Genomic DNA, 13,125 nt, shown 5'->3' on the forward strand with positions numbered 1-13,125 from the left:
GGTCCTCGGGCCCGACGGGACCCGAGCTGGGACGTGAGGCAAGCTCCGACGCGAGTCCCGAACCGGGACCCGGATCGGGACTCAAGCCGGGACCTCGGCCTCGCACGCGGGGCGTGACGGCGGTAACGGACACCCGCCGCAGGTCACAGGCGGTCTAACTGTCCGAATCGGCGGTAGCGGTGGTGGGGAACAACTCCAGCGGAGCGACGTCGACGAGCGCCTGGTCCCGCTCGCCGCGTTCCTCCGGGCCGGCGTCGGCGGGTTCGGCAGGCGCGAAATCGGCGAGCGGGAGCAGATCGAGTTGGCGCGGGCCGTCGACGTCCGGAGCCTCGGTCGCGGGGGTCCACGAACCTCTGCAGGAGATGGGTGCGCCGGCGAGGCGGCGGGCGTGGGTCGGGTCGTCGTGGCGCCACACGTCGTGCGACTCGGTGAGCGCGACCCGGCGGCCGCACACACCGCACGTGCCCCGAGGTCGCTGCATGCTCATGCCCTCCATCATGCGGGCCGGGGTCCGGCCGGGACGGGCGAACGGCCGCCTCCCCGTCGTATCGCGGGGTGGCGGCCGTTCGCGGTTCGTCGAAGTGGAAGGTGTCAGGAAGTGGAAGGTGTCAGGGCTGGTGGGTGATGCGGGCGCGGAGGTCGCGCGCGAGGGCGGCGAGGTGTTCGGAGTCCGACACCGCGACGCCGTTCAACAACTGGGCCAGGCTCGCGGCGATGCTCGGGATCTCGGGGACGACGTCCAGGCCGCCGTGGTCGAGGAGGGTGAGGGTCTGGCCGGGGATCGCGGCGGTCCACGAACCGCCCGGGCGCCCGTCCCGGAGGTACAGCAGCACGGACCCGTCGTCGGCGGACAGGGGCGCGATCCTCCAGTCCGTGTCGGCGAGCCACGTCTGCAACTCGGCGCGGCCGCCGCGGACGACCTCGAACTCGTTGCTCATCCTTCGCGCCCTTCGGTGGTGGGGCCGGTCCACGAGAGCAGGGACAGAGCGCCGTGGGCTCGGGCGATCGCGGCATGGGCCTGCCCGAGGGCGGCCGCGGTGTCGGTCAACGCGAGGTCGGCGCCGGCGAGCCGGCCGTCGGTGTCGCCGTCGTCGGCCTTGACGTTGCCGGTGGCGGCCATGCGTGCCAGGTGGGAGCGGAGCTGCTCCAAGGCCTGCGGCAGGCTGGCCAGGAGGTCGTTCACACCGCCGACGGTGTCGTACACCTGCGACGGGTACGCGAAGGCGTCGCCGACCAGGGTGCGGTGGTTGAGTTCGCGGATCGCCTCGGCGGCGGTGTCGGCGATCTCGGACGGGGTGCGGGTCATCGGTGGTCCCTTCAACGGTGTTCGGGTCGCGCGCTGACGTCGTGCGTGGTCGTGGCCTGCCGCGCGGATGTGGGGTCGCGGGTCGGCGCGAGGATCACGGGCACCTCGAACAGTGCGGTTTTCATTCGCGGTTCGCGCGCAGCTCGGCGGCGCGGGCCCGGTTCGCGGCGGCCTCCTCGGCGGCGCCGGGGTTGTCGCCGAGCGCGGCCGCGCGATCCCAGGCGTCGGCGCGGCGGTCGTACACCGCCGCCAGGCGCTCGCCGGTCCACCCGGCCTCGACCGCGGAGGCGGTCAGGCCGATCAGGGCCGCGATCTCGTGGGAGGGGTGGGCCTCCGTCGGGGCCCGTAGGTCGATGCGGTGGTCGGCCGTCCATTCGCCGATCGTGGCCAGGATGTCGGCGGGGGAGCGGCCGGGCCGGTCGGGGTCGAGCGCGGCCAGGGCGTTGTCGCGGATCGCGGCCCAGGTGCGTGCCTGGTCGCCGTAGGCGCCCTCGACGGACTGGGCGGTGACGCCGATGCGGCCGGTGCGGGCGTTGGGCAGTTCGTCGCCGATGCGGCGCCAACTGGTGCCGGCCTCCCGTTCGGCGAGGACCGCGGCGGTCAGGACCTCCTGGGCGAGTTCCGTGAGCCACACCGCGCGGGCGACCAGGTCCCCGGGCTCCTCGTCCGCGTCGACCAGGAACACGTGCGCGGCCGAGGACGCGTGGACGGCGGCCTGCTGCAGGAGCAGACGCCGAAGGGCGATGCGCCCGTACCGGGCGCGGTCGAGCAGGGCCCGGTCGGCGGGCTCGGCTCCGGTGGTGTTCGTCATGGACGCACCGTGCCCCCGACACCATGGTCAACTCAACCTCAATCTGAAGATTGAACACTTTCAGGATGGGATTGATAGATCGGTCTTTGGTCACGATCGATTCCGGGACGAAAAGACGCGGACCCGCCAGGCGTTCGCACCCGGTGCGACACACGCCCTTCGTGGGCAACGGGCAACTCCTCCCGGTGCCGCCCGGTGCCGGCCAGGGTGGGATCCATGACGACACACACAGGGCTCGTACGCGTCGTGATCAGCAGCATCGGCACCCTTCACCCGGGCGCGATCGGCGAGGTCGGCGACGGCGGCCTGTACTTCGACGTGCAGCGATTCCGCGACCCGTTGCACGACCCCGCGCTGCGGGAGTTGACCGGACTCGACGCGCCGGTGAGGGCACACGTGCTCGCCACCCCGGGCGTGACCGCGCTCGTGGCGCGGATCGTCGGACGGGTGCAGGCGCTCGTGAACGCCGAACCGGACCATCGGCTGGTGCGGGTCACGATCGCGTGCCGGGGCGGCCGGCACCGATCGACAGCGATCTCGGAACGGGTCGCCGAGTGCCTGCGGGTGTGCGGGATCGGCGTCGAGGTCGACCATCGGCACATCGATCGCCCGGTGGTGACCGTCTGATCCGAGCGCAACGCCCCGGGCAATGCCGGGGCGTTGCGTCGTTTCGCGGGATCGCGCCGTGCGATCAGGGGGTGCGGGCGCGGCCGTACTTGAGTCGGTCGAACAGGCCGAGCCTGTCCCGGCCGTTCGCGCGGACGTTCTCCAGGAGGCGCCGGGGCAGGCGTGTGCCGCGCGGGTGCTTCAGCTGCAGGAACGCCTCCAGGTTGGATTCGTCCCGGGCGCGGCCGTCGCGGTAGGTCACGGCGGGGGCCGCGCCGTCGTCCAGGAGCGCGCCGACGAGGGTGGCCAGGGTTCCGGGTCCGGATCCGCTGTATCCCCAGGACACACCCGGCGCGTCCAGGACAGGGGCCGGGTGCACGACGCCGTCCTGGGTGCGGACCCAGATCGGGTCGTCGAGGACGACCTCGGTGATCCGGCTGCCCTCGGGCAGGCGGCGCGGGGCGTAGGAGTGGAAGCTGACCTCGTCGGCGGGCCGGCCCATGTACGCGCCGTCCTTGGTGACGACCGGGCTGTTCGTGACGGGGTCGACGAACGTCCCGGTGACCTCCTTGCGGGACTTCGAGCCCTCCCAGAGGAGGTGGATCGCCGTCGGCTCGACCCGCCGCAACCGGCCGATCCACTCGCCGGCGGCGGCGGTGGTGTTCAGGGCGGTCACCGAGAACGAACCGGCGAACGGCATGTAGCGGCCGCTCCACATGCCGATGTGCTCCAGGCACTCCACGGCCAGGTCGTCCGTGCGCCCGCACAACACGGCGACGCCCGCCCTGATCGCCTCCTCGTCGTCCACCGCCTCCGACCCGGCCGGGTCGCTGTCGTCGGGGAAGGCCGGGATGACCATCGAGGCCCGCTGCGTCGCCTGGCGCCGGGCATAGCCGTCGGAGCCGCCCGGTTCCGCGAGTTCGTTCATGTGGTCCAGCTCCCACCGGGCGTACTCGACCGCGCCGGCGCGGATCTCGTGCCCGATGGAGATGCAGGCGATCCGCACCGGTGTGCCCTTGGCCTCGCGGTAGGCCATGTCGTACAGCGGCTCCCACTTCGGCCAGGACACCGCCTGCACCGCCTCCGGGGCGTGGGCCGGGAACCACGCGGTCAGGTGCCCGGGACGGCGCAACGCCGAGGGCCACCATGGAACTTCGGTTCCGATGTGCGCGGCGACCTCCGACCAGCGCGGTTCGTACACCAGGTTCGGGCGGTCCCGGTCGGCCGCGTCGAGGTTGGGCAGGCCGTAGAGGTTCCAGTCGTTCTGGACCACGACGACGATCGCGGCTCCCGGCACCTGCTCCAGGACGACGGCGGGGGAGAACGCCTGCTCGCGCGGATAGGCGATGACCAGGCGGCCGAGGTCGGTACGCCAATGGCCGGCGAAGTACTCCGGATAGTCCTCGTTGTGGTACACGCCCCCGTGGTACTGCGCCGCCACCCTCCCGGCCGGGCGCAACAGACACGGGGTACTGCCGGCCAGCTCCGGATGACGGGCGGCGAGCCACCGCACGAAACCCGGGACCGGCCACTTGGTCACGCCCTGGGTGTCCTTCGGATCCAACGGCTCGAACATCCCCGGGTCGGCCGTGATCCGCCGCCAGTCCGCCCGGCTGATCGCGAACCTCTCCTGCAACTCCGCGGCCGTCATGCTGTCCAACAAGACGAATCACCCCTTCCGTGACGATGCCCGTGGCCCGAGGGGAGCGGCCGGTTTCATGGTGATGGGACGCCGTCGACGACCGCCGGGAAGTCTCGGATTTCGTCTCAAAGGCATTCGCCGAGTCGAAAAAGAGGGGCCGGGGAGCACCTGCGCCGCCCCGCGAACTTCACGCCCTGATAGTGGGATTACCGGGGCGGGTGGCCTACCGGGTGGGCAGGATCGAGTACATGACCTTCAACTGGACGACCCCACCGTGGCTCCGGCACGAGGACTGCACACACATGGCGACGACGCTCACCCACGTGGGCGACGGGGAGATCAACCCCCTCTCGGAGGGCGTGCGAGGCGTCGACGCCACCGAGGCGCTCGCCGACCTGATCATGGGCCCCGGCGGCCGGGGCGGCATGCTGATTCACCCCGGCCTGGTGGGCGTGGTGATCCGGCGCGGCATCGACGTGATGTGGATGGCGAAGCCTCCCGTGCGAATCGGGCTCGGCGACCGCGAGGGCGAGTGGAGGATCGACGTCGACGCGGACGACGCCGAGGTGACCGTGTTCTCCGCGCCCGAGGTCCGCGAGTTGTCCGCGCGCCTGCGGGAGGCATACGGCACCACATAGCCGACCGGGACATGGACCGACGAGCGGCAGGGCCCGGTCGGTCCTGCCGCTCGTCGGTCCGGACGCAAGTGCTTCCGCTAAGGCGTCTCGTCGGGGTGTCGTTGTACCTCCGGCTCGCCACCGCCCGGGAGATCAAGGCCCACCGCCGAGTTGCAGGTCGCGGCGTTGACCGTTCACCACGGCGATCCGCTGTCCGGGGGCCGCATGGCCGGCCAGGACGTCGACGTCCTTGTCCGCCAATACGTAGAGCACGACCGATGCCAGCCGGTCCAAAACCGCAGGAACGGCAGTGGGATCCGGGCAGATCACCGCCCGCACCCGCCCACCGATGGACACCGGCACGCCCCACGCCCACCGTGCGTGTGGCGGGTCGAACACCGCGGGCTCCCCGGTCTGCCGAGGCGCCTCCTCGGCGACCAGTTGCGCGATCCCCGCCTGATGGAGTCGGCGGCGCCGCACATCCGGTGGTGGAGGCGCCGGAGGAAGACCGCGCCGGTAGGCCGCGAGCGCCGCAGCCTGCGCGGCCTCCGCCACCTCCGTCGCCGCCACCTGTTCGGCTTCCAGCGCGGCGTACGCGGCGGTCGTCCACCGCACCACCCGGTCCTGCTCCCGCCACGCCTGGTGAACACCGCTGCGCAGGCGTAGCGGCCGGGTCGTGTCGTCGCGTATCGCGGCCGCGAAGTGCACCAGCGGCAACGGCTCCACCTGCTCCCAGTGCCCATGTCCGGGACACGGGCCCACCGCGGCCAGGCGGCTGCACTTGTGCCGCTTCGGGCACCATTTCGGCACGAACCGGGCCAGCCCGTCGACGACCATCAAGGTGCCGTCGTCCGCCCGTTCGACGCGGATCGACGGGGCCTGGCCCAGCCACGGCGGGTTGCGGTCGCTCACCCAGCACACCCCGACGCCGTCCTTGTGCATCCGGCGGCTGCGTTCGTCGACGTCCTCGATGGTGATCGCCGCCAACTGCGCCTCCCACGCCAGTGCGCGTCCTTGCGTGGGGTGGGTGGACAGGACGTCGGCCCGCCAGCCGTTGCCGGCCACCTCCAGCGCGCACACCCACCCCGCTTCCCGGGCGGCGCCGGCGAGTTCGGCCTTGAGCAGGTGGTGGGCCAGGCTCTCGCCGTTGTGCGGGCAGTCGGGCGTGACGACGTCGTGGGCGAAGAACCGCAGTTTCTTCGATGACCGCTTCGCGCGCACCGCCCCCGTACACCCCGGGCAGGTCAGCGGAGCCCGCGGCCGCACTCGGTGAATGTCCTCCCAGCGCGCGCCGCACCCCAGGTCCGGCAACGTCGCGTCCACCGGCCCCAGATCGGCATGCACCGCCGTCAACGGCACGGAACGCCCACCTCCCTCCACACGGCAGGGCACCCGCCCGGATTCTCACCCGGCCCCTGTACGCACCAACCCCACCGACCGGAAGAGACCGCCCCACCACCACATTCGGGCCGGCCTCGTTCCGAACCGGACCGAATGCCTCAAACCCCGGACGTACCGGGCCCGGGGCTGCAACCGTTCGGGTGCGCCTTCGAGGCGCACCCACCCCATCGAGGAGTGTGACCATGCCGAAGCCCACGGCCGAACAGGCAGCCGCCGTCGACGCGTTCAGCACCCGAGACGACCTCGTCCTGCAGGCCGGCGCCGGAACGGGTAAGACGACCACGCTCACCATGCTCGCCGCCGGCGACCGGCGGCCCGGCAAATACCTGGCGTTCAACCGCTCGATCGCGCACGCCGCCAAGCGCGTGTTCCCGCAACAGGTCGACTGCCGCACCGCGCACTCCCTGGCGTTCGCCGGCGTCGGCCACCGCTACGCCCACCGCCTCGGCGGCGCCCGTGTCCCCAGCTGGAAGATCGGCGAAAGGCTCGGCATGCGGCCGATGAGCATCGCCATGGGCGCCCGCAAGGTGACCCACAAGGCGGTCTCCTACACCGCGCTGCAGACCGTCATCCGGTTCTGCCAGTCCAGCGCGGACGAGATCGGCCGCCACCACGTCCCCCACCTGCGCGGCCTCGACCCCGACTGGCACCACCACCTCGTCGACCTCGCCCTGCCGTACGCGCACAGGGCCTGGGCCGATGTCCAGAACCCCGAGAGCGACATCGTGAAGTTCGGCCACGACCACTACCTGAAGATCTGGGCACTGCAACGCCCCCACATCCCGGGCGACTTCCTCCTCCTCGACGAGGCCCAGGACACCAACCCCGTCGTGGAGCGCGTCTTCCTCGATCAACGCCACCACGCCCAGCTCGTCATGGTCGGCGACTCCGCCCAGGCCATCTACGGCTGGCGCGGCGCCCGCGACGTCATGACCGACTTCGACGGCAACCAGCTCACCCTGTCCCGGTCCTTCCGTTTCGGCCCGGCCCTGGCCACCGAAGCCAACCGCTGGCTGCGGATCGTCGACGCGCCCCTGCGGCTGACCGGAACCACCGCGCTCAACACCGAACTCGGACCGGTGGACAGGCCCGACGCCATCCTGTGCCGGACCAACGCGGGCTCCATCCTCGAAATCATGCAACTGCTCGAACAGGGCACGCGGGTCGGTCTCGTCGGCGGCGGCGGGCCGCTCAAGTCCCTCGCCCTCGCCGCCCAGGACCTCAAGGCCGGCCGACGCACCAGCCACCACGAACTGTTCCTGTTCGAGTCCTGGGGCGAGGTCCAGGAGTACGCCGAGGAAGACCCCGGCGGCCGCGACCTCAAACCCTTCGTCGACCTCATCGACGACGTCGGCCCCGAAGCCGTCCTCGCCGCCGTCGACGCGCTCACCGACGAGAAGCGGGCCGACATCCTCGTGTCCACGGCCCACAAGGCCAAGGGCCGCGAATGGGACACCGTCCGCATCGGCGACGACTTCGCCGACTGCGAACCCGAAGACATCGAAGCCGACGACGGCCACGCCTACCCCGGCTACATCCCCGACACCGAAGCCCGCCTCGCGTACGTCGCCGTCACCCGCGCCCGCCACCGACTCGACCTCGGCGGCCTGAACTGGATCAACCAACACCCCGACGGCCAACCCGACACCGGCGAAGCAGGCCCCGGCCACCAACCACCGGACGACGCATCCCCCTGGGACTCTCTCGGACACCCACCCGCCTGACCGACCGACGATGCGCCTGCCGGTTTCCGTAGCAGTCGTCCAGGCGTATGGCCATACGCAGGCTGTATACAGCCTGCGTATGGGTTCGCGGCTCTCGGTGGCGCAGGATCGCAACAAGCGCGGAGCAGACGCACCGCAACGATCCGGAAGGCCTTGATGGGCAGGCACCAGACCCGCCTCGGCGGTCTCAGCGGTGGACATGGGCCAGGATCCAGTCCACGGCGGCGCGGACGAGGGCGGAGACGACACCGCCCGCCACGAGCTGCAGCAGACGCGGACCTTCGGAAGTACGCGGGGGCCGGGCATGCGGCATCAACGAAAGTCCCTCCCAACCCCCAGCTCGCCCTGGAGAGCGGCAACACCGCCTGGCGCTCGCTTCCCGAGTCCTATCGCCACGGGGAACTGCAGGCGCTGCGGGCGATGAACGCCGCCGGACGCCTGGCTTGTCTCGATGCCACGAACGTGGAGGCCCTGAAGGTGCTGGAGACGCAATCGGGCCACCTGTGCGAACCCGCCCGCAGCATCCTGGAATCGGTGCCCACCCCGCGAGGTTCAGTCGAGCCGACCCCGGCGATCGACACCGAGGGGAACCGTCGATGAGCCCGCAGGAAACCCCGGTCCCGTCCATCGTCCGGATCAACTGACCACCGCCCGCGGCCTGTAGTGAACCGTGCCGTTGTGCTACCCAACCGGGGTGGCACGGACGAGGGCGGAGACCTTCGTACCAGGCGATATACCACCGTGGTATGGGATCGGCTGCCGGGGGCGTGCAGAATCGTCGGGTACTGCAAAAAAAGATCGAATGAGATGAACAAAAAGCCGAAAAATTTGGCCAGTTCGATGATCAGCCGATCCCGGTAGTGCTCTGACCTGCGGAAACGCTCGCGCGAATATCGGGTCGGGTGCTCGCGCCTGTACGATTCGCCATGGTGCAACTCCCCTCCGTCGACCGGGCGTCCGTGGACATCCGATCGGGCCCACGGAATCGAGATCGGGCTCGGGGGAGGGGGTGATCCCATGTCGTTGTCCACCCGGACTCGGCAGCGGGATCTGCGCAGGCGAGCTGGGCGGCTCGGGGAGCCGATCCGCCGGTGGGGCCCGACGGCCTACACGCTGTTGCGTGTGGTCTGGGACCTCTTCAACAGCTAGGCCCCGGTAGCGACAACTACCAGGGCCCGCCCGCACAACCGCACGTAGGTCCCGTCGTCTTGGTCTGCAGCCGAGGATGGCGGGGCCTTCGTGTTCTCCTCGGCATCCACATGTGGACGCCGAACACGTCCGCAGGCGACGCGCCGAGGCGTCCCATTGCATACGTGCAATTCCTCCATCATGACGTACGCTAGCGCCGCCACAAAAGCGGAAGGACCCCACGGACCGTGCAACGGGTGCACCGTGGGGTGCGATTCCGGTGGCCGTGCCACGTCCCCGAACGACGCTTCAGGGGCCTTGCTGCGCGGCCTTGTGTGCCGCGCGGCGGGTACTCCGGGCTTGGCGCATCCGTGCCCGGTCGGCCGGCTGGACGTACAACACCTCCGTCGCCTCCTGGATGAGTTCGGCGACGTCCGCCACCTCGTCCGGGGCGTAGGCCAGGCCGTCGTGCAGGCTGTCGTTGCCCAGGTACCGGGCCTCGTCGAAGGCGTCGGCCAGGTCCTGGGCAATCACCCCGCGCGTGCCGAGGTCCTTGATCTTGGCGAACAGGTTGTTGCCCTGCGCGCCCTGGTCCTTGCATATCTCCTCGACGGTCGCCCGGTAGCCCGCCCCGGCCAAGCGATAGGCACCGACGTCCTCGGCCCGGGAGGACTCGACGAACAGGCCGCGGATTTTCTCGGGGACGTCGGTAGAGAGTTCGCGAGGACTCTTCGCGGGCCACGTCAGGCGGCCCTCGACCACCTCCGGAACTTGGGCACCCTCCGGGATTTCGTCCGCGTAGGTGACGATCTCGGCCATGGTCCGCTTGCAGTACTCGCAACGCCACATCTGGATCTCGGTCCCACCCGGGGCGATGGACCCGACAACGCCTTGCGCAAAAACGGGGGCGAGCCGAGACGTGCCGACGTGTTGCATCGACACGCCCACGGCGCACTCGGGATGAGGGCACGTGTCCTGGCGCCAGCCGGACCTGGAATCGATTCTGGGGAAGCTTCTCACCATGGCCCGGACGCTACCCGCAGTACGTCTCACGGTCCGCGCGTTTTCCCCCGTTCCGGAGGCACGTGCTTCCGCTTCCGGCCAACCGCCTCGGATAAGACCCGGATATCCGAGGCGATGGCGAGCCCGGTCAGGGGCGGGGCAAATAGCCAGGAGCACCCGGCTGTCGGGCGACGACGGTCCTTAGTCCGTGCCCCGAGCGCGGCTCCCGACACGGTCGGTGTCGAGAACCGCGCTGAGGGGTTACACGCACAGGTGATCGCGATCGTGGGGGCTCTCCCCTAGGACCTGGTAGACGCCTGCGGCGATGCGCCGAGAGCGCATCACGACCATGTCGTAGGCCCGTGGGGACCAGCGGGTCGCGTCCGTCCACACCACGTTCTCCAGCAGCCAGGGGCCCTCGAACGTCATGTGGGACAGGTCCTCGCCGGAGACGTCCATCGTCATCTCGAACAGTCCGCGTTCGTGGGCGATTGCGGCGGCCATCGCGCCTTGGGCGACCCTCCGTAGACGTTCCTCGCAAGCGCCCAGGGAGGTGAGGACCGACGCCAGGTTCGTCTCGTTCAGTCGTTGGCGCTGCAGGATGATGAATTGAACCGCCCACTGGCACTCGTTCATCCATCTCTTGTCCGTGGGCACGTGTTCGTTGACGTAGCGGGTACGGAGCCTGCCGAGGTTGGATCCGCACGAGGCGAGGACGGGCGCCAGACGGTCGAGGGACACCTCGTTGAACACGCCGGCCACGAGTCCCTCGGACGCCTTGGCCAGGTAACGCAGCTTCACCGCACGCCGCCGGCGCTCGAACGCTTCCCTGGTCACGACGCTGGGCGGCGAGGGGGAGTCGGTGCGGCGACGCTGGCCCAGGCCGGCGTGCAGGATCCTGATGGTGTCGAAGGGGTCGGTGACGGCCCGTGCGTGGGCCAGGAGTTCGGCGTCTGCGGCCTCCAGCATGGCGTCCAGCGCGTCGTCGTCGAGGGAGCGTCGGAAGAAGGCGGTCACAGGGTCCTCCCCTCCGGGGACGGCTGCTCGGATGCGAGTGTTCGGCGCAGGCGTCGGCGGGCCTTCTTCAGCAGGTCGCGCGCCTGTTGGTCGGTGACGCCAAGGATCTGCGCGCTCTCGGCCGAGGTGAAGCCGTCCATCTTCAGGGCCAGTGCGATGCCCTCGTTGCCGGGCAGACTCGCCAGCGCGGATCTGGTGGCCAGGGTGGCGAGGGTCAACTCCGATCCGTCACTCGGGCGGGCGTGTGGTTCGGGCACCTCCGCCGTCGGGATCTCGCGGTCGCGGCGGCGGCACCCGTTGGGGCGCTGCCACGACCGCAACGCGACGTGGCGGATCCAGCCGCGCGGCTCGCGGACCTTGAACCACAGTCCCCGGTTCAGCATCTGCCACGCCCGGATGAACGCCTCCTGTGCGGCGTCCTCCGCGTCCGACGACGTGGCGCCGAGACGCATGAGGAACCTGACGACGAACGGCTGTTCCGCGACGAGGAATTCCACGAACACGTCGCGCTCGTGGATGGATGCCTGCGGGAGGATGAGCGCCGCTCGTAATTGTTCGAGCCCCGAGGCATCGCCCCCGTGTTGGGGCCCCGTCACGAACGGTCCTGCGGGGTGCCGATCTCGACCATGACGCCGCTGCGCAGATCGACGAGCCGGCTGCCGACGGGCAGCGTGCTCACCTGGTGTCGCAACGTCAGTTCCCGGAGCCGGCGGGCACGGAAGTGGCCGTGCGCGATCCTGCCGGCGAGGGCCACGGCGGCGCCGAGTACGGCCAGCGCCCCGGTGATGGGTTCCACGAGATGGTGCCTCCCCGAGGCGATCGCGGCCGGGCGTCTCCCGGCTTGCGTCGTCTCATTCCATCAGTGGGCACCGGCCCGGGGTTTTGGGACACGAAGAACCCGCCTTTTTGACGGGTTCCGGAGGCACGTGCTTCCGCTTCTCGCTAACCGCCTCGGATAACATGCCATATCCGAGGCAGTTATGGGCTCGGACGATCACCGATCCGGTCCGGGAGGGGAACCCGCCGCATGCCCACACCCACACCCGAGGAACGACGCGCCGTACTGCGCGACGCGATCGAGACCGCCCGCAGCACCCGCGCCGCCGCCCGCTGGCGTTCCGCCCGCGACACCGGGTCGTCGATCGAGCACCTGCGCGGGGAACTCGACGACCTCGACCGCGTGCTGCAGCACGTGCTCGCGGCCGCCGAACCGTTCGCCGACCTCGACCTGGACGTGCCGCAGCCGGACCGGCGCCGGTGAACGCGACGGGCGGCGCCGCCCGCGACACCTCGCACCCCCGCCTCGACCTCGAGCGCGCGGCCGCGCCGCGGGCGGGCTCCGACGCGGAACTCGTGGCCGAGCTGGAGCCGTTCGACGCGCCGGCCCCCGGCGCGATCGCCGTGCCGGACGCGTCCGCGGCCGTGCTCGCCGCCCTGGACGAGGCCGCCTACGAGCACTTGGACGACATCCGCCCCACCAAGACGGTCACCGGCTACGCCCGGGACTGGCAGCTGTGGGGCGAGTACCACGCCTGGCTCGCCGAACGCACCGGCCACGCCCTGCCCTCGACGACGGTCACCCCCGGCACGCTGGTCGGGTTCGTCCGCTGGCTCGACCAGGTCGCGTTCGCCGCGCCCAACAGCATCGAGCGGCGGATCACCGGGGTCACGGTCACCGCCCGCCGGCTCGGCGCCGAGGTCCCCAAAGCCGCCACCCTCGCCGCCCGCCAGGCGCTCAAGCCGTTGCTGCTCGACCCGCAGCGCCTCGCCCGGGGCCGGGGCAGGGCCGTCGCGGCCACCCCCGCGCACCTGCGCCAGATGGCCACCGCCGACCCGGTGATACAGCCCCGGCCCGACGCCAAGCGCCGCAA

15 protein-coding genes and 1 pseudogene are annotated in these 13,125 nt (G+C 70.9%); 6 read left to right on the forward strand and 10 right to left on the reverse strand.

Annotated features, from left to right (window positions below):
• Nucleotides 1-154: 154 nt before the first annotated feature.
• The 4 genes from EMA17_RS46010 to EMA17_RS46025 form a co-directional block, all read right to left on the reverse strand.
• Nucleotides 155-487: a hypothetical protein gene (locus EMA17_RS46010; RefSeq protein ID WP_126643197.1), complete on the reverse strand. Its 333-nt coding sequence runs from the start codon at nt 485-487 to the stop codon at nt 155-157.
• 121 nt (nt 488-608) lie between these two features.
• A complete protein-coding gene (locus EMA17_RS46015; RefSeq protein ID WP_126643198.1) occupies nt 609-938 on the reverse strand; it encodes a hypothetical protein in 330 nt (109 codons plus the stop codon).
• Nucleotides 935-1,306 (reverse strand): hypothetical protein, encoded by a 372-nt coding sequence (locus tag EMA17_RS46020; RefSeq protein WP_126643199.1) that lies wholly within the window; start codon nt 1,304-1,306, stop codon nt 935-937. The genes EMA17_RS46015 and EMA17_RS46020 overlap by 4 nt, the downstream gene beginning before the upstream one ends.
• Before the next feature lie 121 nt (nt 1,307-1,427).
• On the reverse strand, nt 1,428-2,117 hold the full coding sequence (locus EMA17_RS46025; RefSeq protein WP_126643200.1) for a hypothetical protein: 690 nt from the start codon (nt 2,115-2,117) through the stop codon (nt 1,428-1,430).
• A 216-nt stretch (nt 2,118-2,333) separates the two neighbouring features.
• Between EMA17_RS46025 and EMA17_RS46030 the strand changes: the two genes are divergently transcribed.
• A complete protein-coding gene (locus EMA17_RS46030) occupies nt 2,334-2,744 on the forward strand; it encodes a RapZ C-terminal domain-containing protein (RefSeq protein WP_126643201.1) in 411 nt (136 codons plus the stop codon).
• A 64-nt stretch (nt 2,745-2,808) separates the two neighbouring features.
• On the opposite strand, the gene EMA17_RS46035 is transcribed toward EMA17_RS46030, so the two are convergent.
• Nucleotides 2,809-4,386: a hypothetical protein gene (locus tag EMA17_RS46035; RefSeq protein ID WP_126643202.1), complete on the reverse strand. Its 1,578-nt coding sequence runs from the start codon at nt 4,384-4,386 to the stop codon at nt 2,809-2,811.
• A 227-nt stretch (nt 4,387-4,613) separates the two neighbouring features.
• On the opposite strand from EMA17_RS46035, the gene EMA17_RS46040 reads away from it, so the two are divergent.
• On the forward strand, nt 4,614-5,003 hold the full coding sequence (locus tag EMA17_RS46040) for a hypothetical protein (RefSeq protein ID WP_126643203.1): 390 nt from the start codon (nt 4,614-4,616) through the stop codon (nt 5,001-5,003).
• Between the two features lie 132 nt (nt 5,004-5,135).
• Here EMA17_RS46040 and EMA17_RS46045 read toward each other — a convergent pair whose 3' ends face one another.
• Nucleotides 5,136-6,341: a competence protein CoiA family protein gene (locus EMA17_RS46045; protein WP_126643204.1), complete on the reverse strand. Its 1,206-nt coding sequence runs from the start codon at nt 6,339-6,341 to the stop codon at nt 5,136-5,138.
• 224 nt (nt 6,342-6,565) lie between these two features.
• Here EMA17_RS46045 and EMA17_RS46050 point away from each other — a divergent pair, with 224 nt between their 5' ends.
• Both EMA17_RS46050 and EMA17_RS55665 read left to right on the forward strand, forming a co-directional pair.
• Entirely contained in the window at nt 6,566-8,107 is a 1,542-nt protein-coding gene (locus EMA17_RS46050; RefSeq protein ID WP_126643205.1) for a UvrD-helicase domain-containing protein, read from the forward strand.
• Nucleotides 8,108-9,124: 1,017 nt separating this feature from the next.
• A complete protein-coding gene (locus EMA17_RS55665; RefSeq protein WP_281290623.1) occupies nt 9,125-9,256 on the forward strand; it encodes a hypothetical protein in 132 nt (43 codons plus the stop codon).
• Nucleotides 9,257-9,544: 288 nt separating this feature from the next.
• Here EMA17_RS55665 and EMA17_RS46055 read toward each other — a convergent pair whose 3' ends face one another.
• The 4 genes from EMA17_RS46055 to EMA17_RS46070 all read right to left on the reverse strand — a co-directional run bounded on the left by EMA17_RS46055 (nt 9,545) and on the right by EMA17_RS46070 (nt 12,050).
• Nucleotides 9,545-10,054, reverse strand: a complete 510-nt coding sequence (locus EMA17_RS46055) for a DUF4145 domain-containing protein (protein WP_246127321.1) — start codon at nt 10,052-10,054, stop codon at nt 9,545-9,547.
• Between the two features lie 444 nt (nt 10,055-10,498).
• The gene (locus EMA17_RS46060) at nt 10,499-11,254 is read right to left on the reverse strand and encodes a hypothetical protein (protein ID WP_126643207.1); all 756 of its coding nucleotides are present in this window, start codon (nt 11,252-11,254) and stop codon (nt 10,499-10,501) included.
• On the reverse strand, nt 11,251-11,850 hold the full coding sequence (locus EMA17_RS46065) for an RNA polymerase sigma factor (protein WP_126643208.1): 600 nt from the start codon (nt 11,848-11,850) through the stop codon (nt 11,251-11,253). The genes EMA17_RS46060 and EMA17_RS46065 overlap by 4 nt, the downstream gene beginning before the upstream one ends.
• On the reverse strand, nt 11,847-12,050 hold the full coding sequence (locus EMA17_RS46070; protein ID WP_126643209.1) for a hypothetical protein: 204 nt from the start codon (nt 12,048-12,050) through the stop codon (nt 11,847-11,849). The genes EMA17_RS46065 and EMA17_RS46070 overlap by 4 nt, the downstream gene beginning before the upstream one ends.
• 231 nt (nt 12,051-12,281) lie before the next feature.
• Here EMA17_RS46070 and EMA17_RS46075 point away from each other — a divergent pair, with 231 nt between their 5' ends.
• The gene (locus tag EMA17_RS46075) at nt 12,282-12,515 is read left to right on the forward strand and encodes a hypothetical protein (RefSeq protein ID WP_126643210.1); all 234 of its coding nucleotides are present in this window, start codon (nt 12,282-12,284) and stop codon (nt 12,513-12,515) included.
• Nucleotides 12,512-13,125, forward strand: a pseudogene (locus tag EMA17_RS46080) (hypothetical protein); the annotation flags it as partial. The gene EMA17_RS46075 and the pseudogene EMA17_RS46080, both read left to right, overlap by 4 nt.

This window comes from Embleya hyalina (assembly GCF_003967355.1).
Classification (GTDB): Bacteria; Actinomycetota; Actinomycetes; order Streptomycetales; family Streptomycetaceae; genus Embleya; species Embleya hyalina.